We start from the raw sequence: 21,849 nt of genomic DNA, 5'->3' as shown, positions 1-21,849 counted from the left end.
TCCGGGGGATCCGGCCTCCCCGTCGGAAACCCTAGGACGAGGTGTCCGGGACCGGTCCCCGGACACCACGAAGGCCACCGTCGCGACGGTGGCCTTCGGGTTCACGAGCCGGGAATCAGGCAGTGGTTTCGAACGGCTGGACGTTCGGCTGGAACACCTGGCCGTTGGCCGGGACCTTCAGGTCGATCAGGTAGTCGGCCGTCGCCTTGTCCACCCCGAGCGAGTCGCCCAGGATGCAGTGCCCGAAGGCGTCGACCGAAAGCAGCCGGGCGTTCCCCAGCTGGTCGGCCATCCGCTTCGAGAACAGGTACTGGGTCGCCGGGTCGTAGTAGTTGCCGACGACCAGGACCGGGGTGTCGGTCTTGGCCTGCCACGGGCCACGGTAGACGTCCGGCTTCTTCACCGGCCACACCGGGCAGCCCGCCACGTCCGAGAACGCCTGGTAGCGACCGAAAGTGGGTGATTCCTTCTCCCACTTCGCGGCGATGGCCGGGACCTTGTCCTGCTTGATCGTGATCTTCTTGTCCGAGCAGTTCACGGCGAAGTAGGAGTCGTCGCCGACATACGGGCTGTCCGGGTTCACGTCCGCGCGTCCGCTCGCTCCCGACCGCAGCACCTTCAGCTCGACGGCCTGCGCCGTCTGCGTCTGCACCGCGGGCGGGTGAACGACGTTGTACAGCGCCTGCAGGTCGTCGGCCAGCGGCGGGAACGACGTCGGCGAATACAGCACCCCGGCCACCGTGCCGGTGAAGGCGTTGATGTCGTAGCTGCTCCCGTCCGGCAGTTTGATCGGCTGCCGGCGCAGGTGATCACGGATCTCGTCGAACTTCTCCCGCGGCGTGCCCGAGCTGAAGGAGCACTTCGGCCCGACCTGCGCGCACTTGCGCAGGAAGGCGTCCAGCGCGATCTCGAACCCGCGAGCACGCTCGCGGTCGTACTGCACGCCGTCGCTGGTGCGCAGTGCCGGGTCGACGTTGCCGTCGATGACGATCGCGCGGCTCTGCTTCGGGAACATCGACGTGTACGTCGATCCGATCAAGGTGCCGTACGAGAAGCCGACGAAGGTCAGCTTCCGGTCGCCGACGGCGGCCCGCATCTTGTCGAGGTCACGCACGACGTCCTTGGTGGACATGTGGTTCAGCAACGCACCGGCGTTGTTCTTGCAGAACCGGCCGTAGTCGCGGTACGACGCGAGCGTGCCGGAGATCTCCTGCCGCGACAACGGCACGGGAATCTGCGCGGCGAAGACGTCGTTCGCGTCCTCCTGCGTGGTGAAGCATTTGAGCGGGTTGCTGGCGCCGACCCCGCGCGGGTCGAACCCGATCAGGTCGAACCGGTCCAGCACCTGTGGCTGGAAGTAGTTCGCCGCGCCGATCGGCATCCGGAATCCGGAGCCACCTGGGCCGCCCGGGTTGAGGAACAGCGAGCCGACCTTCTTGTCGGGCGTCTTCGCCGCCCGCTTCAGCATCGCGATGTCGATGGTGCCGAGCGCCGCGTTGTCGTGGTCGATCGGCACGCGATACCGCGCGCAGCTGTAGAACTTGACCTGGTCGGCGGGAACACCGCGGAGCTGGTCCGCCGTGCAGGCACCCCAGTCGACCGGCGCCGTCACGCCGACCTGGGCCGCGGGCGGCCCGGCTTCCGGTGCGGCGACCGCCGTCCCGGCCGCACCGGTCAACGCGGCGCCGGCCACGAGTGCCCCTACCAGTGCGAAACCGCGCACCGGCCTCCTTGTGGATCTCGGCAAAACGACTCCTCCCTCGGCTGGCGACGTGACGGATCACGTCGCGCGGTGCGCCACCGACGTCACGGCGCGTGACACCAAGCGAGCCTCGCACAAGCCGGTAATCCAGTCACCGGCCGAAAGGATGGTACGAGCCGGTCAGTTGGTGGCCTTCAACTCGAAATTCGGCGACACACGGCGAGCGGTCCGCTCCGCCATGGAGTAACCGGGCCAGAAGTCCAGCAACGGTTTCCCCCTCGCTTCGTACTCGCTGCCGAGGAGTTCCCTGGCCCTGACCGGGATCTCCTTGCCCGCCACCGCGACGACCGCGTCGGGACACGCGCGCGGGTGGTGTGTCCACGCGGAATCCTTCGGCCTCCCCCGACTGAAGCCGACGAGCACGAACCTCTCCCGTGCGGGAAGTGAAGGAGGTTGGTAGCGCGGGAAAGCCCGCTCTCACGGCCGGTGGTGGTCAGCCGAAGGAAAGGTGAACCCGGCCAGCGCGACCAGGCTCACCTTCCCCTGGAACAGACGGTGGAGTCTCTTGTCCAACCGGATGATCCCGCCCGCGAGCTTCATCGGCCACCGTTTCGTGCCGAGCACGCGGGCGGGCGCCGTGAGAGGGTCAGCCGCGGACAGATTTCGCCAGGCTCACGCCGAACCGCGATTCCGAGTCCGTCCACCATTTCTCCACCGAGAAACCGGCTTCGGCCAGTTCCGCGGCGATTCCCTCCCGCCGGAACTTCGCGGAGATCTCCGTGCGCACGTACTCGCCCTCGGCGAACTTCACCCGCAGATCCGCACCGGGGATGTCGATGGTCAGCGGGGCACGGGCACGCAGGCGCATTTCGATCCATTCGTTCTCCTCGTCCCAATACGAGACGTGGTCGAACGCGGCCGGGTCGAAGTTCGCGCCGAGGCCGTTGTTGAGCACGTGGAGCATGTTGCGGTTGAACTCGGCGGTGACCCCGGCCGCGTCGTCATAGGCACGCTCCAGCGTTTCCCGGTCCTTCACCAGATCCGTCCCGAGCAGGAGCCACTCCCCTTCGTCGAGCACTTCGCGCACCGAGCGCAGGAAGGTGGCGCGGTCGGCGGGCAGGAAGTTGCCGATCGTGCCGCCGAGGAAGACCACCAGTCGCGGCCGGTCACCCGGCAGCAACGCCAGATGCCGGGTGAAATCGCCGACCACGCCGCGGACTTCGAGGGACGGGTAGTCGGCCGTGATGGCTTCCGCGGCTTCGGCGAGCGCGGTTTCGGAGACGTCGAGCGGGACGAACTCCTTCAAGGTGCCGTGGTTCGTCAGCGCGTCGAGCAGGAGCCTGGTCTTCTCACTCGATCCGGAACCGAGTTCGACCAAGGTGTGCGCGCCCGAGCTTTCGGCTATTTCGCCGCCGCGCGCGGCGAGCACCTCCCGTTCGCTGCGAGTCGGGTAGTACTCGGGAAGGGCGGTGATCTTCTCGAACAGGTCGCTGCCACGCGCGTCGTAGAACCATTTGGGCGACAGCCATTTCTGGTCCGCCTCCAGGCCGGCGCGCACGTCCGCGCGCAACTGCTCGGTGATGTCCGATTCGCTGTGGTGTACGTCGAGGTCGATTTCGGTCATCGTGCCTCAGGGCTCCGATCGGCTTCGAGGGCGGCGTCTTCTTGCAGGGCGATGATTTCCACGCCCGCGCCGGTCACCCGGACGGCGTGGTGGTCGGGAACGGGAGTCCAGCCGGGATCGTCGTCGCACGGTTCCGAGGCGACGAGCACACCGTCGCCCATGTCCCGATAGGACAGGGAATGCGTCCACGCGGTCCCGATGAGCGTCCGGCCGTCGGTCAGCAGGAGGTTGAGCCGCGAACCCGGCCCTGCCTCTTCGACCACTCCGGTCAGCCACGTGAGGGCCGCGAGCGGGTCTTCACCCGCTTCGAGCCGCTCACGCAGCAACGCCCACAGCAGTACCGAATCCGTGGTCGCCTCCAGGGTGAGCAGACGGGTGATCGGCAGTTTCGCGGCGAGCTCGGCCATCGAATCCGGCCAGCCCCGCACCAGCCCGTTGTGGCTGAAGAGGTAACCACCGCCGGTGAACGGTGCGTTCGCCGCCTCGACCACGGGCATCCCCGTGGTCCCGTTCCGGACCGCCGCCATGAAGGCGTGCGACCGAACCGATCCGGCCAGCGCGGGCAGATCCCCGTCCGTCCACAAGGGAGCGGACCGGCGGAGCCTCAGCGGCTCGGAACCTTCGGCGTACCAGCCGAGGCCGTACCCGTCCGCGTTGACGGAGCCACCGCCCCGCATGTCGTCGGGGGCGTAGGACTGCACGAGCAGCGAATGCGGGACGTGGAAGAGCGTCCCGGCAGGCGAACGCGGCTCACCGAGATACGCGAGGTGACGGCACATGCCGCTCAGCCCACCTCGCTCGGCCGCGCGTCCCGGGCACAGCGGAAACCGGAGAAGATCTGCCGCCGGATCGGATGATCCCAGTTGCGGAACGTACCGCGGATGGCCGCCGCGTCCGTGCCGAACGAGCCACCGCGCAGGATCCGGTAGTCCCCGCCGAAGAACACCTCCGAGTACTCCTTGTACGGGAACGCGGCGAATCCCGGATACGCCTCCAATCCGCTGCTGGTCCATTCCCAGACATCACCGATCAGCTGGTGCACGCCCAGCGGCGAGACACCCGCCGGATACGCGCCGACCTCCGCGGGCCGCAGGTGCCGTTGCCCGAGGTTGGCGTGCTCGGCGGTGGGTTCCTCGTCGCCCCAGGGGAACCGGCGCGAACGGCCGGTCGCCGGATCGAACCGGGCGGCCTTCTCCCATTCCTGCTCCGTCGGCAGGCGCCGCCCGGCCCAAGCCGCGTACGCCTCGGCCTCGTGGAAGGAAACGTGGACGACGGGTTCCGCGGCGGGCACCTTCTCGTAGACGCCGAACCGCGTCCGCCACCAGCCGTCCTGTTCCCGCTTCCAGAAGCGCGGCGCGCCGATGCCGTGCTCGCTGCGGTACGCCCAGCCTCGTTCGCTCCACCACTTCGGATCTCCGTAACCCCCGGAGTCGAGGAACTCGGCGTACGCCCCGCAGGTGACCGGCGTGGTGTCGATGAAGAACGCCGCCACCGCGACCTCGTGCGCGGGACGTTCGTTGTCCAGCGCCCACGGCTCGGCGGAGGTGCCCATGGTGAAGGCGCCACCGGGCACGAGCACCTCCGCGGGCAGCGGCCCGGACCGCGACGGCGGCGGGGCGGGCGCGTGCAGCACCGGATCACCCGTGCGGAGCTGATGCGTGGCCAGCATCGTCTCGTCGTGCTGCTGCTCGTGCTGGGTGATCATGCCGAAGGCGAAGGCGTCCTGGGTGAGCCGCCTGCCTTGCAGCGGAACGGTTTCCAGGATGTCGAAGGACTTCTCCCTGACCTCGCGGACGTACTTGCGGGCTTCCTGCGGGCCCAGCAACGGCAGCTCCGGGCGATCCGCGCGAGCGTGCTGGAACGCGTCGTAGATGTCGTCGATGTCGGGCCGGAGCGCCTCGCGGCCACCGACGTCGCGCACCAGCCAGAGCTCTTCCTGGCTGCCGATGTGCGCGAGGTCCCAGACCAGCGGCGACATCAGCTTCGAATGCTGGCGGACCAGCTCTTCGTCGTCGACGTCCGTCAACGCGACACTGCGCTCGCGGGCCCTGGTGAGCGCCTCGGCCGCGTGGACCCGCAGGTCTTGCGGGCTCAGCGCGCGAAGCGGGTCGGTCTCGGTGCTTTCCACGCTCATGACTGGTGGCTCCTCGAACCGTGCACGAGGGACTGGACACCCTCGCTGATCTCTGTGATGGTCTCCGGCGGCAGACCGGTCGTGCCGAGTTCGGCACAGCCGAGATCCACCACCTCGCTCGCCACGGCGGCGATCGCCCGGTCGGCCAGGCCGAACCGGGCCGCGCACTCCCATCGGCCCGCGACGGGCTCGCACAGTTCGAGCACTCTGTCCACGGTGGACGGACGTGCGAGAAGTGCGGCCACCAGCGCCACCGGATGCAGCCACTTGGCGGCGGGCTGGGCGTCCAGGTAGCGGATCTCCAGATACCCTTGTGGACGGACCGGGGTGAAGAAAGTCGTCAGGTGATAGGCCAGGTCGTCCTCGGTCGGCCTGCCGAGCCGGGCCCCCTCGCCCCGTCCGTCGATCCAGTCGGCGAAGGTCAGGGAATCCGGCGCGTCCCAGCGGCCGTCGCGACCGGGCAGGACCATCAGCGGGGTGTCCAGGATCCTGCGTGCCCACTCCCCGGCCGGATCCCTGGTCGGTTCCGCCGAGCGGGTGCGGACGTCTTCCGTTCCCATCACGGCCAGCCAGCGCGCGGACGCGTGTCCGGTGTCGCGTCCGGCGTGGACCCGGGAATTGGCGAAGGCGGCCAGCAACGGCGGACCCAGCGCGTGGACGGCGGCCCAGCGGCCGGCCAGGTCGCCTGCTTCCCCGGTGTCCACACAGACCTGCAGGCCGGCGGTACTGCACATCATGGTCACGCCCCCGGGGCCCATGGGGGCGAAGCGGCGTTCCATCGCGGCGTAGCGCGGTGTGCCCAGTTTGCGGGCGGGGGCGCGATACCTGTCTATCCCGGAGTTCCCCAGGTACAGGCCGCGGGCGGCGAGAAGATTTTCGAGGTGGGCCAGATCGGCCGAGACGACGGCGTCCAGGTGGCGCAGCGTGGTCTGTGGTTGAGCGGAGATCTCCACCTGACATCCGGGCTCGAGGCTCAGTGGTGAACCTGCCGGAAGCGGGAGGGCGGGGCTGTCGGGGCGCAGTGTCCGCGGGGTGTGCGGGCCGAGCGCGGTGGCGAGATCGTCGGGGTCGAGCGGCCGGGCGGGCTCGTCGGCGTAGTGCACGATGAATTCCAGCTCTACGCCGAGAAGTCTCGGTGGCCCGTGCTTGAAGCACACGGAAGCCACATACGCCTCGCCCTCGGCGCGGTCCGCGAGGACCTTCGCCGTCGCGTTCGACGCGCTCCCGGACTTCTCGGGGAAATCATGAACAGTAGTCATCTTTCCGCCGTCCAGTCGGTTGTCCGATCAATGAGGAACCTCGACTTCGGACGCTACACGCGAGGTCCGACAAATTCAGGCCGGTTCTCGCCGGGCAGGATCGGCGGCCCACCTCTCAGGACGGGACGAATCAGGGCAAAGCGGGCTCGGTGCCCAGCCCCAGCGCCGCAGCCGCGTCGCGGACCGCCTCGACCACCAGCCGCAAGGCGGGCCGCAGCTTCGAAGTCGTCCGGTAGGCGATCGAAACCGTCCGGAGCAACGGTGTGGTCAACGCGACCACGTCGAGCCCCGGCGGCCGGAGGCCCAGCCCGAGATCCGAAACGAGGGTCACCCCGAGTCCGGCGCGGACCATCGCCATCGCCGTGGGCTGTTCTTCGACCTCGTGGTCGATCTTGGGTTCGAACCCGTGTCGATGGCAGGCGGCGCGCACGGCACGGCTGAAGTGACTCTTCGGGCCGGCGAGGATCCACGGATGTTCGGCCAGGTCGAGCAGGGAGGCGCTGCCCGTGGGGACGGCGCCGGCGGGTACCGCGGCGTGCAGCCGTTCGACCGCGATCACCGCGCGCTCCAAACCCGCGTCCCAGGGCATCGGCGCGTCGGAGTAGTCGATCACGAAGGACAGGTCCAGCTCGCCGTCCCGGACCGCGTCCGCGGTGTCTACGGCGTCGCACAGGCCTGCCTGGGTGTCGCCGACGCATGGGAGTGGCCGGTCGGGAAGACCACGGTCGCTGTGCAGGGCATCGGCACGATGGGCGGTCGCGCGGCCTGGTATCCGCACGAAGCCGGCAACCGTCGTCGCGGTCGCCGACGCCGCCGGGACGCTGTACCGGCCCGGGGGCCTCGACATCCCCGCGCTGCTGGAGTTGCGTGACTCCTACGGCGAGATCGACCGCGGCCGCCTCCCCGCCGACGTCCACCTGCTACCCCGCGACGAGATCGTGGCGACGGAAGCCGACATCTTCGTCCCGGCGGCGATCTCCTACGCGCTGCGTGCCGGGAACCAGGGCCTGGTCAAGGCGAAGGTCGTCATCGAGGTGGCCAACGTGGCGACCACACCCGACGCCGAAGCCGCTCTAGCGGTTCGTGGCATTCCGGTGATCCCGGACTTCGTCGCCAACGCCGGCGCGGCCGCGTGGGCTGGTGGCTGCTGCTCGGCAAGGTCGGCGCCGATCCCGCCGATTCGTTCCTGCGGTTGCGGACCGAGATGCGGGCGAAGGTGGCACTGCTGCTGAGTTCCTGGAACCTCGACCGGATCGCCCCGCGCACCACCGGCCTGCGGCTCGCTGGGACCACCCATCCGGACGCCGCCGGGGTTCCGGAAGCCGCCACCGCCCTCGTGATCCCCTGAAGGTTCCTTCCCTCGGATGAGCCGAGGGAAGGAACCTTCACGTGGATCAGGAGGCGAAGCGGTCCGTCGCGCCGATGAGGACTTCGCGCATCGGCTCGTCCTGAGTACTGTGGCCGACCTCGTCGATGAGCACCAGCTCACTGCCGGGCCACGCGTGCGCCAATTCCCACGGGGTGCCGATGAGGTTGCCCAGGTCGAGGCTTCCTTCGGCGAGCACGGCCGGGATATGGGCCAGTTTTCCGGCCTCCCGCAGGACCACGCCTTCGTCCAAAAAGGACCCTTGGCTCCAGTAGTGGGTGACCAGCCTGGCGAACGCGAGCCGGAACTCCGGCGTCTCGAAACTCTGGTACGGCGGGGAAGTCGGGACGATCGCGTCCTCCCAGGCACACCAGTCGGCCGCGGCCTTCCCGTGCACCGCCGGATCCGGGTCCATCAGCAACTCGAGGTACGCCGCCGCCAGGTCGCCGTCACGGTCCTTTTCGGGCACACCGTCGCGGAACTTGGCCCAGGCCTCGGGGAAAACGCCACCGAGGCCGCGGGTGAGCAGATCGGTCTCGCTCCGGCGTCCGGTGGCCAGGCCCATCAGGACCATCTCCGAGACCCGGTCCGGATACCGCTCGGCGTACACGAGCGCGAGCACCGAGCCCCAGGAACCACCGAAGAGCAGCCACTTCTCGATGCCCAGATGCTCCCGAAGCCGCTCCATGTCGGCGAGGAGGTGGTCGGTGGTGTTGGCGGAAAGGTCGGCCTCCGGCTCGCCCGCGTGGGGCGTGCTCCGGCCGCAGCCACGCTGGTCGAACAGCACGACGCGGTACTTGGCCGGGTCGAAGTAGCGGCGCAGTCCGGGACCGCACCCCGTTCCCGGGCCGCCGTGCAGCGTGACGGCGGGTTTGCCGCCGGGGTTCCCACAGACCTCCCAGTACACGAGGTGCCCGTCCCCGACGTCGAGCATCCCGTGGTCGTACGGTTCGATTTCCGGATACAGCCGTGTCACTTTCTCGTCCTCCCAAACCTCGCCGAAAATACAACAGCGCTGTCACAATAGCCGGGATGGGCGCCTGGGCGCGCGTGCTTCAAGTACGTGAAGGCCCCCTTCCTTGTGCTAGACGCAAGGAAAGGGGCCTTCAGGTACTTGGCTGTGGCTGGGCGTGCGGGAGCGGTCTTACAGGACTGACTCCTAGCCGGGCAGGGTTCCCGAGACGTGCCGGAGCGCGTCGGCCAGTTCCGACGGGCCGGCCGGTCCGATATGGACCACCGCGTCCTTGCCCTGCCCGGTCGTGTAGCTGAGGTACCGGCCCCAGTCGGTGTCGGCGAAGTGGAGCGGATCCTCGACCGCCACATGCCTGCCGACTTCGTCCCGCTTGCCGACGTAGAGCTCGCCGCTCCCCTCGACCGGCCGCTGCACGAGGCTGACGATGTCCGCGATCACCGGCGGCAGCGAATGCGTGTCCGGGCCGCGCCGGGCCGCCTCTTCGAGCTCGTACGCGCGGACCGTCCGAAGCCTGCCGCCGCCCGCGGGCACGGGCGGCAACTGCTCGATCAGCGTTTCGGGCAGCCGCCGTCGATCGATCTCCTGGAGCCCGACCCAGTCGCCGGACGCCACCGCCAGGACCGCTTGCAGGCCCAGCGAAGCGGCGAGAACGCCGTAGGTCTCGCCTCCGGTGTTCACCCAGCCGTAGTACTCGATGGCCGGTTTCGTGAGCACCGGAAGCCAATCCAGGAAGTCGACCGACGCGCGGCCGCTCGAATCCAGCAGCCCGGCTTGCGCCAACGCCGCTTGCACTCGCTTGTCCGCCTCCGCGCGGGCCGTCCTGGACAGCCAGCGCGGCTCGGGGCGCAGTGTGATGTGCAGGTCGCCGACGCGTTCGCGTTCGGCGAGCACCGCCAAGGCTTCGACCGGGACGTCCACCCGGCCTGTTCTGACGGTCATCCGCTACTCGCCGATGACCGGCGGACTGGTCCGCTGGTCGGTGCCGAAGATCGCGTCGGGGTCGGCCTCGATCAGGTAGTCGGGACGCTGGTGCTCGTCGTCTTCGTCACCGTCGGCACGCCTGCCACCTGCCCCCATCGGGCCCATTTGGCCCGCGCCACCGCGGCCAGCGCCACCACGGCCACCGGCCACGTCGGCGCCACCCAGACCACCGAGCCCGCCCATGCCGGAGCCCATGCCGGAACCCTTGCCCGCGCCGAGACCGCCGGAATTCGGTGCACCAGGAGCACCAGGAGCACCAGGAGCACCAAGTCCACCAGGACCACCCGCGCGGCCACCGGTGCCGCCCTCGCCACCGAGGAGCCTGCCCGCCGCGCTGTTGGGCCCGGGAACATTGCGCCCGCTGGTGCCTCCGGGCGGGTTCTGCCCGGTGCCGCCGGGGTTGTGGTTCTGGCCCGGTCCGTTGGGGAGGCCGATGACGTTGTCCGAATCACCGGGTCCGCCTCCGGGGTTCCTGCCCGGCAGCTCGGTCGTCGGCCCGGGCCTGCCCCGGCCACCGCCGGACGGGAGCGTCGTGTCCCCCGTACCCGGCTTCCGGGTCGGCGTCGTGATGTTGGTGTCACCGCCGGGCTTGTCCCGCGGGTTCACCGGACGATCGTCATTGCCACCCGGCTTGACCTGGTTCTGGTCGGCACCGGGCTTGTTCTGGTTCTGATTCTGGTTCTGGCCTTGGCTGGTGCCGTTGTCGTCCGTGCCGCTGGTGTCGGTGCCGTCGTTGTCGTCACCGCCGCCGTTCCTGCCGGGCTTCACCGGGATGACCGGCGGGGGGTCGATCGGAGGATGTCCACCAGGGGTCTTCACGCTGACGTTCGCGCCGTCGTTCTCCAGCACGCCGTAATCGGTCGGCAGGCTGGAGCTCGTGCTGCTGGTGACCGAATCGTACTGGTCCATCACACGGACGTTGGTCTGGTTCGCCGCCTCGTGCTTCGCGACGCCTTCTTGGTAGTTCTTGATGTCGTTGTTGACCATGAACGGCCCGGCGATCGGGATCGCGCCCTTCAGGCCGGTGGTCCAGGGATTGGGCTTGTCCGGCTTCGGCGGCACAGGGACGACGGACGACCCCGAATCGTCGAAGCTGTCGGCCTGCGTGGTGACCGAAGCCTTCGTGGTGAACAGCGGACTCGCTGTCTCCTTGAAGGCCTGCTCGAGCGGGCCCGCACCGGCGTTCGCCGCGTCGGCGGCGGATCCGGTCCAGGAGGAGGACATCCGCGACTGCAGGGACTTGATGGCCATGCCGCGCTCGATATAGGCATCAGCGAGTTCCGCGACGCGATCGGCCGCGGAACGCAGGTTGCGGGTGTCGCCCTGGGTGAAGTTCTCGTAGATCTGTTTGCCGTCCATCCTCATGCCACCTTGAGTGTCTTGATCATGGCCGACACGGCCTTCTGCGCGTTCCCGCAGGATTCCTGTTCATTGTCGTAGCCCCCGGCATGCGCACTGATCGCCAGGTCGTCGGCGACGCCGACCGCGAGATCGCAGTTGCCGCCCGCTCGCCGGTCCTGGAGTCCGTAATAAACGGTCGGATAGCCGTCGACTTCGGGGCCAGGCTCGAGGAACCTCAGTTGTCCGGCTTCCTTGGCCTTGCGCAGGCCCGCCAGACCGCCCATGCCCTTTTCCCGGTTCCCGCTGCCGAGGATGATCAGCAGGCTGTCGGCCTTGCCACGAATCTGCCAGCTGCAACCAGGATTGCTGCCTTCACCCTTCGAATCACCGGACCCGGCGAACCCCAGTTCCGTCACTGCGGCGGGCGGAAGCAGTTTGCACACGTTGCCGACGAACGCCGAGGCGTCCAGCGGATCGGCCACCTTCGGGACGTTCGGATCCTCCGGTGCAGCCGAAGACGCCGATGACGGCGAGGTTCCCGGGGTCGGCGTAGCTGTACCAGAAGTCTCCCCGGTACAACCAGCGACCGCGGCGGAAACGAACACGAGCGCCGCCACTGCGGCGCGATTCCTCAACATGTTCGGCATCCTCAGGTCGTACGCAGAGTGTTGGCCTGGTCGGTCGCCATCGTCTTCGTGCGGGCGATCTCCAGCTTCTCGATGTAGCCCTCGATGTAAGCCTTCATCGAATCGTTCTGCTTTTGCAGGGACAACAGGGAGTCCACACCGGAGTTCACATAACTGGCGCTGGCCTCGTCCTGTCCCGGCGGCATCAGGTCATCCAAGATGAATCCGATTTTGTCGCCGTCGTCGACGACCTTCTTCAGCTCGTCCTGCCACAGCCCGATGACGGTCTTCAGCTCCTCCGGGCTCATCTCGAACCCGCCGCCACCACCGCCGCCACCGCCGTAAACGGTGGGTTCCTTCGGCGTGGTGAGGTCACCCCAGACGGCCTTGATCGCGCTCGCGGCGTCGTCGATGATGTTCACGCCCGCACCTTCCCCTCAGCATTCACGCACCGTGACGGACAAAGCGTAGCCAAGCGGCGGACGGCGTGTCAGCCGATCCGGCCGAGTAGTCGGACGTGTTGCGAACCCGGCCGGTTCCCCGATCGGCCGAACATCCCGCGAACTGGTCACAGTACGTACGTACGGATTGCATTGACCGGGTTCCCGGTGACAGGATTCCAGGATGCCACGGGTCAGCCAGGATCACCTCGACGCACGCCGGCGCCAGATCCTCGACGGCTCTCGCGTGTGTTTCGCACGTTATGGCTACGAGGGGGCCACTGTCCGGCGGTTGGAAGAAGCCACGGGTCTTTCCCGCGGTGCGATCTTCCACCATTTCCGCGACAAGGAGTCCCTCTTCCTGGCCTTGGCCGAGGACGACGCGGTCCGCATGGCCGACGTCGTCGCCGAGCAGGGCCTCGTCCAGGTGATGCGTGAGCTGCTGACGAACCGCAGCGAGCATCCCGCCGACTGGCTCGGCACGCGGCTGGAGGTCTCCCGGCGGCTGCGTACCGACCCCGAGTTCCGCGCCCGCTGGGCCGAGCGGTCCCATCAGCTGACCGCCGCGACCCGCCGCCGTCTGCTGCGCCAGCGCGACGCCGGGATCCTGCGCGACGACGTCGACGTCGACGTCCTGACCGCGTATCTCGAACTCGTCCTGGAAGGGCTCGTCTCGCACCTCGCGATGGGCCAGCCCGGGGACGATCTCGGCCCGGTGCTCGACCTGGTCGAGGAGAGCGTGCGGCGGCACCGCGCCCACGCGGCCGGGGGAACGCGTTAAGATTGTCCTATCGCCGCAGTACAGCGGTGGTATTCGCTGGTTTCGATCGAGGAGTGACTCTTTTCGTGCGCGACGCGCAGTCACCTGGTGACAGTATCGAGCCGGGTGGCACACCCGGCTGTTCCGCGGATTCTCCCGCCGATCCCGCCGGCAGGAAATGATGGAAGTCCTGCTCGCCGTGCTCGGCATTCTCCTGTTCCTCCTGCTCACCGTCGGCACCGGTCTCGCGGTCGCCGCCGAGTTCTCCCTCACCGCGCTCGAGCGCAGCACGGTCGACGCGAACGTCCGCCAGGTCGGCGACCGGCGCGCGCTCACCGTGCAGAAGGCACACCGCACGCTCTCGTTCCAGCTCTCCGGCGCGCAGGTGGCGATCACCATCACCACCCTGATCACCGGGTATCTCGCGGAACCGGTGATCGGCGACCTGCTGCACCCGCTGTTCACCGCCATCGGGTTCTCCGAAGGCGTGGCGAACGGCGTGTCGCTGGCCGTGGCGCTGGTGCTGGCGACGTCGCTGTCGATGATCCTCGGCGAGATGATGCCGAAGAACCTCGCGATCGCCCGGCCGTTGCAGACCGCGCGGGCCGTCGCGGGGTACCACTCGCGGTTCTCGTCGCTGTTCCGCTGGCTCATCACGCTGATGAACAACAGCGCCAACTTCCTCGTCCGCAAGTTCGGCGTCGAACCGCAGGAGGAACTGCGTTCGGCTCGTTCGCCGCAAGAACTGGGCTCGATCGTGCGCTCCAGCGCGGAAAGCGGCACGCTCGACACGTCGACCGCCGAACTGCTGGACAAGTCCCTGCGCTTCGGCGAGCGGACGGCCGACGAGCTGATGACCCCGCGCGTGCAACTCGAATCGCTGACCGTGAACGACACGATCAAGGACCTCATCGAGATCTCGAGCCGCACCGGCTTTTCGCGGTTCCCGGTCTACACCGAGGATCTCGACGACGTACAGGGCGCGGTGCACATCAAGCAGGCGTTCACCGTCCCGGCCGCCCAGCGTGCCACCGTGCGGATCGGTTCGGTCATGCGGCCGATCCCGACGGTGCCCGAATCGCTGCCGGGCGACTCGCTGCTCAACCGGCTGCGTGATTCCCGGTTCCAGCTCGCGATCGTCGTCGACGAGTACGGCGGCACCGCGGGGCTGGTGACGCTGGAGGACGTCGTCGAAGAGATCATCGGCGACGTCCGCGACGAACACGACGAGCGTGAAGCGCCGTCTTCCCAGCGGGTCGGCACCGATAGCTGGCTCGTTTCGGGACAGCTTCGGGCCGACGAGGTCACCGACGAGACCGGATTCCGGATGCCCGACGGCGACTACGAGACCATCGCCGGGCTGATTCTCGAGCAACTCGGCCGGATCCCCTCCCCCGGCGACGCCACCGAGCTCGACGCCTGGCGGCTCACGGTGACCAAAATGGACCGTCTCCGCATCGCCGAGGTCGAAGTCCGCCGGGTCAGCGAGACCGCCACCTCCTTCGAACAGGAGCCCGCCCGATGAGCGACTGGTTCAACATCTTCCTCGTCGTGGTCCTGCTGCTGGCCAACGCGTTCTTCGTCGGTGCCGAATTCGCGCTGATCTCCTCGCGGCGCGACAGGCTGGAAGCCCTGCTGGAGCAGGGAAAGACCCGTGCCCAAATCGTCATCAACGCGAGCAAGAACGTCTCCCTGATGCTCGCGGGCGCGCAGCTCGGCATCACGATCTGCTCGCTGTTGCTGGGGCGGCTCGGCGAACCCGCCATCGCCCACCGGCTGGCCGGCTTCTTCGAACTGTTCGGGATTCCGGAGGTGCTGCTGCACCCGATCTCCTTCGCGATCGCGCTGGCGTTCATCACCGTCCTGCACGTCCTCGTCGGCGAAATGGTGCCGAAGAACCTCGCGATCGCCGAGCCCGAGCGGCTGGCGCTGTGGCTGGTCCCGGTCCACGTGGCCTGGGTGAAGGTCGCCAACCCGTTCATCTGGCTGCTGAACTTCGTGGCGAACTCGCTGCTGCGGTTGGTCAAGGTCGAGCCGAAGGACGAACTCGAAACCGCCTACACCTCCGACGAACTCGCCGAACTGCTCAGCGAGTCGCGGCGCGAAGGGCTGTTGGAGCACTCCGAGCACCAGCGGCTGAGCAAGACGCTCTCTTCGGTGGAGAAGACGGTGGCGGACGTCCTGGTTCCGAAGGCACAACTGACGACACTGCCCTGCTCGCCCACGCTGGGCGACGTCGAGCGTGCGGTGTCCTCGACCGGGTTCTCCCGCTTCCCGGTATGCACCGAGGACGGGACACTGACCGGCTACATCCACGTGAAGGACATCCTCGACCTCGTGGGCGAGGACCCGAGCACCGTGGTGCCGTCGGACAAGACGCGGACGCTGACCGAACTGCACGCCGACGCCCGGCTGGACGAGGCGCTGTCGGCGATGCGCAAGGAAGGCAGTCATCTGGCGCGGGCGCTGAGCCCGGCGGGGACCGCCGTGGGCGTCGTCACGCTGGAAGACCTCGTCGAGGAGTACGTGGGAACCGTCCGCGACGGTACCCACGTCATGTCGTGACCGGTCCGATCGTTCTTCCCGAGCCCGTGTGGCGAGCACGGGAGGACGAGCACGTGACGCGGATGCGGCGCTGGACGACCCCGCACCAGCGCCGCCGCTCGCGGGGCGAGAAGCATCCGGTGCTCGACTTCCTCTTCACCTACTACTCGCACCGGCCCGGGCATGTCGAACGCTGGCAGCCGGGCCCGAATGTCCTGCTCGAAGGCGCGTCCGCGCGCCGGTTCCTGGAGCGGAAGGGTTACCTGGAGACACCGGACGGGGTCATGCTGGATCCGGCGGGCTTCACCGAGGGCCGGGCCAGGACCGCCGAATTCGTCCTCGGGCTGCTTTCCGCGACGGCGTCCCGCTCGCCGAGACTCAGTTGTTTCGGCTTGCACGAATGGGCAATGGTTTACCGGGAATCAGCGGATGAGGTTCGTCACTCACAACTTCCGCTCCGGCTCGGCTCCACCGGAACCGACGGCGTCGTGGAGTCGTTGGAGATCCGGTGCGGACATTTCGACGCTTTTCGGTTCTTCACCGAACCCGCCCGGCCACGCAACACGCTGCGGCCGGAGCGAGAAAACCAGATCGAGTTCGAGCAGCCGGGCTGCCTGCACGCCAACATGGACCTCTTCAAATGGGCGTACAAACTCGACCCGTTCGTGCCCGCCGAGCTGGTCGGGGACTGCTTCGCGCTGGCAGCGGACATCCGTGAGCTGGACATGCGGGCCAGCCCGTACGATCTGGCCGAGTTCGGGTATTCACCTGTGCGCATCGAGACCCCGGAGGGCCGGGCCGAGTACGCCCGCGCCCAGGCCGGTTTCGCCCGCCGGGCCGCGCCGCTGCGTGAGCAGCTGATAGCGCATTGCCAACGACTCCTGACCGAGTTGAAAAAGGCACCCGCGACACGCGGAAAACAACTGTGAGTTGCCGCATTCCCCGTAACATCCTCCCCTGTTAGAGTGATAACGGTTTGGTTGCATACGCAGCGCGAGCGCGCACGTTTCGAAAGGACAACGATGGGGCGACACAGCGTGGCCGAAGAGCCGGTGCCGCATCCCCTCGATCCGCCGAAGCGGCTTCAAGGTCGCGGTGAGGCGACCGGTTCGCACCGGATCGTCGGGAAGAAGGCCCCGCGGCGACGGATCGCCAAGTGGCCCATCGCCTGCCTGGTCCTCCTGGTCCTGGTCGCGATCGGCGTCTTCGGCTGGAACTGGGCGGACGGGGAGCTCAACACCCGCGCCGAAGCCCAGGCCAAGGCCTGCAGCGCCGGCGACACCCCCATGCGGGTCATCGTCACCCCCAGCATCGAGAAGCCGGTCCGGGCGGCGGCCGAGCGGTGGAACAACGCCGCGACCGTGGTCCGCGACCACTGTGTGCTCATCCAGATCGACGCGCTGCCCTCCGCCTCCGTGCTCGACGGCCTCGTCGGCCGGACCAACCTGGACGCCATCGGCGGTCTTCCCGCCGCTTGGATCCCCGAGTCCTCCTACTGGGTGACCGAGCTGAACACCGCCAAGCCCGAGTTGATCGGATCGCCCGCCCAGTCGGTCGCGACGGCGCGTTCGGCCGACTACCCGCTCGTCGGGCTCGCCGGGAAGAACATCGACGAGGTCCAGATGCGCGCCTCGCAGACGTTCCGGCAGTTCCTGCAGCAGCCCGCCCAGCAGGCCGACTTCGCCGCCGCGGGCATCAAGGCCACCTGAGGCCTCGGACTTACGGGAAAGGCCCCTTCACCGCTCGGGAGGGGCCTTTCCCGTTCCTGCAAGCTCGTGAAGAGAACGGGTCCGGCCGGGGCGAAGGCGTAACTCGCGTGCTTGCACACGTAACTCGCGTGATCGGCCGCGTCAATGCTCCCCGCGCGCGGCGTACGCGCGCAAATACTCCGCCGTGTCCGCGTCGGCGGGGAAGAAGGATTCGATCACCAGCTCGGCGACCGTGATGTCCAACGGCGTCCCGAAGGTGGAGACCGTGCTGAAGAAAGTGAGCTCGGTGCCCTCGTGCCGCAACCGCAACGGGACGAAGATGTCGCCCGGGCCGGGGACCTCCACTTCGGGGACGGGATCCGCACACGGGTAGCCGAGCAGCTCTTCGAGGAGATCGGTGAGGACCGGATCCGCCGTCTGGGTCACCTGCCGCCGCAGCCTGCCCAGCAGGTGCGCCCGCCACTCCCCCAGGTTCAGTACATGGGGCGCCATCCCCTCCGGATGCAGTGTCACCCGCAGGACGTTGACCGGTGGCGTCAGCAAGACGGGCGAGACCAGACCGGTCATGATCGAGATGCTCGAGTTGGCGTCGACCAGGTTCCACCAGCGGTCGGCGACGGCGGCCGGATACGGCTCGTGCCCGGTCATGAGCTGGCGGACCGCCTTGCGGACCGCCGCCATTTCCGGGGCACCGAGGCCGCTTTCCGCGTACGCGGGCGCGTAACCCGCGGCCAGCAGCAGCTGATTGCGTTCCCGCAACGGCACCTCCAGATGTTCGCCGAGCCGCAGCACCATGTCGCGGCTGGGCTGGGAACGGCCGGTCTCCACGAAGCTCAGGTGGCGGGTGGAGATGTCCGCCGAGATGGCGAGATCCAGCTGGCTGATCCGGCGGCGGTCGCGCCATTCGCGGAGGAGTTCGCCGACGGGGCGGCCCGCGCGGCTCACGGTCACTGTGGTCGTCACGAGCACGAACCTACGGCCACCGGCGAAGGGCCGCCATTACCTCCCGCGTAATCGACGGGACCCACCGACAGCCGACATCGTTGCGGCATCGGACAAATCCCGAGAAAACGAGGAGACACCATGTCGGACATCCAGCGCGTCGCCGAGCAGTACATCGCCGTGTGGAACGAGACCGACGCGGACAAGCGCCGCGCGCTCATCGCCGAAGTGTTCACCGAGGACACCACCTACACCGACCCGCTCGGCGCCGTCACCGGCCACGACGGTGTCGACGGCTTCATCGCCGGCGCGCAGGCCCAGTTCGCCGGTCTGAAGTTCAGCCTGCCTGCCGTTCCCGACGCGCACCACGACATCGCGCGGTTCCAGTGGTACCTCGCGCCGGAAGGCGCGGAAGAACCGCTGGCGATCGGCTTCGACGTCATCACCGTCGAGGACGGGCGGATCAAGCAGGTGCTGGGCTTTCTCGACAAGATGCCCGGCTGAGCTTCAGGCGAAGGCCTCCGGCGGCGGGCAGGAGCAGACGAGGTCACGGTCGCCCGCGGCCCCGTCGATCCGCCGCACCGGAGGCCAGATCTTCGCGGCGGTGAAACCGGCGGGGAAGACCGCGATCTCCCTGCTGTAGGGACGATTCCACTCCCCGGCGAGACAGCGCGCGGTGTGCGGGGCGTTGCGCAGCGGGCTTTCGGCCACCGGCCACTCCCCCTCGGCGACCTTTTCGATCTCGCCGCGGATCGCGATCATCGCGGCACAGAAGCGGTCGAGTTCGCCGAGATCCTCGCTCTCCGTGGGCTCCACCATGAGTGTTCCCGCGACCGGGAACGACATCGTCGGCGCGTGGAGGCCGTAGTCGGCCAGGCGTTTCGCCACGTCGTCGACGGTGACGCCGGTCCGTTTGGTGATCGCGCGGAGATCGAGAATGCATTCGTGCGCCACGAGTCCCTCGTGCCCGGAGTACAGCACCGGATAGTGCGCGGCGAGACGTTCGGCGACGTAGTTGGCGTTCGCGACCGCGGTCAGGGTCGCGCGCCGCAGGCCCTCGGCCCCCATCATCCGGACGTAGGCCCAGGAGATCGGCAGGATCGAGGCGCTCCCCCACGGCGCGGCACTGATCGGGCCCACGCCGGTGGCCGGGCCGGCGTCCGGTTGCAGCGGATGGTTCGGCAGGTACGGCGCCAGATGCGCGCGCACGCCGATCGGGCCGACGCCCGGCCCGCCACCACCGTGCGGGATGCAGAAGGTCTTGTGCAGGTTGAGATGGGAGACGTCGGCGCCGAACTTCCCGTACTGCGCCACCCCGATCAGCGCGTTCAGGTTCGCGCCGTCGACGTACACCTGGCCGCCCGCGTCGTGCACCAGCGCGCAGACCTCGCGGACGGTGTCCTCGTAGACGCCGTGCGTCGAGGGATAGGTGATCATGATCGCGGCGAGGTCGTCCGCGTGCTCGTCCACGGTGGACTTGAGGTGGCCGAGGTCGATGTTGCCCTCGTCGTCGCATTTCACCACGACCACGCGCATCCCCGCCATGACCGCGCTGGCCGCGTTCGTCCCGTGCGCGCTGGACGGGATAAGGCAGACGTCACGTGCCGCGTTCCCGCGTTCGCGGTGATACGCGCGAATCGCCAGCAGCCCGGCGAACTCACCCTGGCTCCCGGCGTTCGGCTGCAGGGAGACCGCGTCGTAACCGGTGATGCCGGCGAGCCACCGCTCCAGATCCTTCACGACGGTGAGCAGCCCGGCCGCGTCCTCGGCGGGCGCGAAGGGGTGCAGACCGGCGAACTCGGGCCAGGTGATCGGCTCCATCTCGGCCGTGGCGTTGAGCTTCATCGTGCAGGAGCCGAGCGGGATCATGCTCCGGTCGAGCGCGACGTCCTTGTCGGACAACGCCCTCAGGTACCGGAGCAGCGCCGTCTCCGAGCGGTGCGTGTGGAAGACCGGATGCGCCAGGTAAGCACTGGTGCGGCGCAGATCCGGCGGGAAGCCGTCGGCGGTGTCCGCGTCGAGGGAGTCCACATCGGACACCGCGACCCCGAACGCCTTCCACACCAGGCAGAGATGGTCGCGGGTCGTCGTCTCGTCGCAGGCGATGGCGACGTGGTCCGCGTCGACGAGCCGAAGGTTGACCCCGAGTTCCCTGGCGATGGCGACGATCCCGGTCGCGCGGCCGGGGACGGCGACCATCACGGTGTCGAAGAACTCGCCGTGCACGACGTCGACACCACTTTCGGCGAGCCCCGCCGCGAGCACGGTGGCCATCCGGTGCGCGCGGTTCGCGATGGCGCGCAGCCCTTCGGGACCGTGGTACACCGCGTACATCGACGCGATGACCGCCAAGAGCACCTGGGCGGTGCAGATGTTGCTCGTCGCCTTCTCACGGCGGATGTGCTGCTCGCGGGTCTGCAACGCGAGCCGGTAGGCGGGCGCGCCGTCGGCGTCCTTCGACAACCCGACCAGCCGGCCGGGCAGCTGCCGTTCGAGCCCTCGCCGGACGGCGAGGTACGCCGCGTGCGGCCCGCCGAAGCCCATCGGAACACCGAACCGCTGCGTCGACCCGATCGCGACGTCGGCACCGAGTTCACCGGGCGGCCGCAGCAGGGTCAGTGCCAGCGGATCCGCGGCCATCACCACCGCCGCGCCCAGCGCCTTGGCCTCGGCGATGGTGTGGTCCCATTCGCGGAGGACACCCGACGCGCCCGGATACGACAGCAGCACCCCGAAGAAGTCGCCGCCGAGGCCGAGTCCGGTGATGCCCTGGGACAGATCCGCGGTCACCAGCTCGATACCGAGCGGTTCGGCGCGGGTGCGCAGAACCTCGATGGTCTGCGGAAGGGTGTCCTCGTCGACGACGAACCGGGCCGACTTCGCCTTGCCCGCCCGGCGGACCAGCGTCATCGCCTCCGCCGCGGCGGTCGCCTCGTCCAGCATCGACGCGTTGGCGATCGGCAGGCCGGTCAGCTCGGCGACCATGGTCTGGAAGTTGAGCAGCGCTTCGAGGCGGCCCTGCGAGATCTCCGGCTGATACGGCGTGTACGCGGTGTACCAGGCCGGGCTCTCCAGCACGTTCCGGCGGATCACCGGCGGGGTCACGGTGTCGTGGTAGCCGAGCCCGATCATCTGGACCATCGGCCGGTTGCGCGCGGCCAGCGCGCGGAGTTCGGTGAGCGCGCCGGTCTCGGTGGCGGGAGGCGGCAGCTCCGGCGGCGTCGCGGATTCCCGCAGCGAGGCGGGGACGGCCCGCTCGGCGAGCTCGTCCAGGGAGGCGACGCCGACGACGTCGAGGATGCGCGCGAGTTCTTCGGTGCCGGGACCGATGTGCCGGTCCGCGAAAGGGGTTCCGGATTCGAGAGCGGCCAGTGAGACAGGCTCCATCGGGGACCTCCCAAGACGCGGGGTGGGGCCGGGACGGATCGTCCTGGCCCTCCCCACTCTG

The 21,849-nt window shown here is 68.6% G+C and carries 18 protein-coding genes and 3 pseudogenes; 7 read left to right on the top strand and 14 right to left on the bottom strand.

Annotated elements, in window-relative coordinates; translation table 11 throughout:
* Window positions 1-115 precede the first annotated feature (115 nt).
* The 7 genes and pseudogenes from P3102_RS17395 to P3102_RS17365 form a co-directional block, all read right to left on the bottom strand.
* Window positions 116-1,723 (bottom strand): alpha/beta hydrolase, encoded by a 1,608-nt coding sequence (locus P3102_RS17395; RefSeq protein ID WP_276370569.1) that lies wholly within the window; start codon window positions 1,721-1,723, stop codon window positions 116-118.
* Window positions 1,724-1,882: 159 nt separating this feature from the next.
* Window positions 1,883-2,302 (bottom strand): annotated as a pseudogene (locus P3102_RS17390) (nitroreductase/quinone reductase family protein).
* Window positions 2,303-2,348: 46 nt separating this feature from the next.
* Window positions 2,349-3,326: an L-histidine N(alpha)-methyltransferase gene (gene egtD, locus P3102_RS17385; protein WP_276370567.1), complete on the bottom strand. Its 978-nt coding sequence runs from the start codon at window positions 3,324-3,326 to the stop codon at window positions 2,349-2,351.
* Window positions 3,323-4,105, bottom strand: coding sequence for an ergothioneine biosynthesis protein EgtC (gene egtC / locus P3102_RS17380; protein WP_276370565.1), 783 nt, complete (start codon window positions 4,103-4,105; stop codon window positions 3,323-3,325). The genes egtD and egtC overlap by 4 nt, the downstream gene beginning before the upstream one ends.
* Window positions 4,106-4,110: 5 nt before the next feature.
* Window positions 4,111-5,460: an ergothioneine biosynthesis protein EgtB gene (egtB, locus tag P3102_RS17375; protein ID WP_276370564.1), complete on the bottom strand. Its 1,350-nt coding sequence runs from the start codon at window positions 5,458-5,460 to the stop codon at window positions 4,111-4,113.
* Window positions 5,457-6,719: a glutamate-cysteine ligase family protein gene (locus tag P3102_RS17370; protein ID WP_276370562.1), complete on the bottom strand. Its 1,263-nt coding sequence runs from the start codon at window positions 6,717-6,719 to the stop codon at window positions 5,457-5,459. Before P3102_RS17370 ends, egtB begins: the two co-directional genes overlap by 4 nt.
* Before the next feature lie 130 nt (window positions 6,720-6,849).
* Window positions 6,850-7,377 (bottom strand): annotated as a pseudogene (locus P3102_RS17365) (LysR substrate-binding domain-containing protein); the annotation flags it as partial.
* Here P3102_RS17365 and P3102_RS17360 point away from each other — a divergent pair.
* Window positions 7,366-8,067: pseudogene (locus tag P3102_RS17360) on the top strand (glutamate dehydrogenase); the annotation flags it as partial. The pseudogenes P3102_RS17365 and P3102_RS17360 overlap by 12 nt on opposite strands.
* Window positions 8,068-8,113: 46 nt before the next feature.
* Here the strand turns inward: P3102_RS17360 and pip are convergent.
* From pip to P3102_RS17335, 5 genes are all read right to left on the bottom strand, one after another.
* On the bottom strand, window positions 8,114-9,061 hold the full coding sequence (gene pip, locus P3102_RS17355; RefSeq protein WP_276370560.1) for a prolyl aminopeptidase: 948 nt from the start codon (window positions 9,059-9,061) through the stop codon (window positions 8,114-8,116).
* 183 nt (window positions 9,062-9,244) lie between these two features.
* On the bottom strand, window positions 9,245-9,976 hold the full coding sequence (locus P3102_RS17350; RefSeq protein ID WP_276371218.1) for an ESX secretion-associated protein EspG: 732 nt from the start codon (window positions 9,974-9,976) through the stop codon (window positions 9,245-9,247).
* A 24-nt stretch (window positions 9,977-10,000) separates the two neighbouring features.
* A complete protein-coding gene (locus tag P3102_RS17345) occupies window positions 10,001-11,398 on the bottom strand; it encodes a hypothetical protein (RefSeq protein WP_276370559.1) in 1,398 nt (465 codons plus the stop codon).
* A gap of 2 nt (window positions 11,399-11,400) precedes the next feature.
* Window positions 11,401-12,018 (bottom strand): DUF3558 domain-containing protein, encoded by a 618-nt coding sequence (locus P3102_RS17340; protein WP_276371216.1) that lies wholly within the window; start codon window positions 12,016-12,018, stop codon window positions 11,401-11,403.
* Between the two features lie 11 nt (window positions 12,019-12,029).
* On the bottom strand, window positions 12,030-12,428 hold the full coding sequence (locus P3102_RS17335) for a hypothetical protein (RefSeq protein ID WP_276370557.1): 399 nt from the start codon (window positions 12,426-12,428) through the stop codon (window positions 12,030-12,032).
* 202 nt (window positions 12,429-12,630) lie between these two features.
* On the opposite strand from P3102_RS17335, the gene P3102_RS17330 reads away from it, so the two are divergent.
* The 5 genes from P3102_RS17330 to P3102_RS17310 all read left to right on the top strand — a co-directional run bounded on the left by P3102_RS17330 (window position 12,631) and on the right by P3102_RS17310 (window position 17,459).
* Window positions 12,631-13,227 (top strand): TetR/AcrR family transcriptional regulator, encoded by a 597-nt coding sequence (locus tag P3102_RS17330; RefSeq protein ID WP_219152136.1) that lies wholly within the window; start codon window positions 12,631-12,633, stop codon window positions 13,225-13,227.
* 157 nt (window positions 13,228-13,384) lie between these two features.
* Window positions 13,385-14,731: a hemolysin family protein gene (locus P3102_RS17325; RefSeq protein WP_276370555.1), complete on the top strand. Its 1,347-nt coding sequence runs from the start codon at window positions 13,385-13,387 to the stop codon at window positions 14,729-14,731.
* The gene (locus tag P3102_RS17320) at window positions 14,728-15,771 is read left to right on the top strand and encodes a hemolysin family protein (protein WP_276370553.1); all 1,044 of its coding nucleotides are present in this window, start codon (window positions 14,728-14,730) and stop codon (window positions 15,769-15,771) included. Before P3102_RS17325 ends, P3102_RS17320 begins: the two co-directional genes overlap by 4 nt.
* Complete coding sequence (locus P3102_RS17315; protein ID WP_276370551.1) at window positions 15,768-16,679, top strand: 3-methyladenine DNA glycosylase; 912 nt, start codon at window positions 15,768-15,770, stop codon at window positions 16,677-16,679. The genes P3102_RS17320 and P3102_RS17315 overlap by 4 nt, the downstream gene beginning before the upstream one ends.
* A 93-nt stretch (window positions 16,680-16,772) precedes the next feature.
* Window positions 16,773-17,459, top strand: coding sequence for a hypothetical protein (locus P3102_RS17310; protein WP_276370549.1), 687 nt, complete (start codon window positions 16,773-16,775; stop codon window positions 17,457-17,459).
* A gap of 141 nt (window positions 17,460-17,600) precedes the next feature.
* Here the strand turns inward: P3102_RS17310 and P3102_RS17305 are convergent, their stop codons facing one another.
* On the bottom strand, window positions 17,601-18,428 hold the full coding sequence (locus tag P3102_RS17305) for a helix-turn-helix transcriptional regulator (RefSeq protein WP_276370547.1): 828 nt from the start codon (window positions 18,426-18,428) through the stop codon (window positions 17,601-17,603).
* A gap of 114 nt (window positions 18,429-18,542) precedes the next feature.
* Here P3102_RS17305 and P3102_RS17300 point away from each other — a divergent pair, with 114 nt between their 5' ends.
* Window positions 18,543-18,905, top strand: coding sequence for a nuclear transport factor 2 family protein (locus P3102_RS17300; protein WP_276370546.1), 363 nt, complete (start codon window positions 18,543-18,545; stop codon window positions 18,903-18,905).
* Window positions 18,906-18,908: 3 nt separating this feature from the next.
* On the opposite strand, the gene gcvP is transcribed toward P3102_RS17300, so the two are convergent.
* Window positions 18,909-21,788 carry an aminomethyl-transferring glycine dehydrogenase gene (gcvP, locus tag P3102_RS17295; protein ID WP_276370544.1) on the bottom strand — a complete coding sequence of 960 codons (2,880 nt, stop codon included), beginning with the start codon at window positions 21,786-21,788 and terminating at the stop codon, window positions 18,909-18,911.
* Window positions 21,789-21,849: the final 61 nt, after the last annotated feature.

It is taken from the genome of Amycolatopsis sp. QT-25, assembly GCF_029369745.1.
Taxonomy (GTDB): Bacteria; Actinomycetota; Actinomycetes; order Mycobacteriales; family Pseudonocardiaceae; genus Amycolatopsis.
This window is presented reverse-complemented; position numbering and strand designations above follow the sequence as displayed.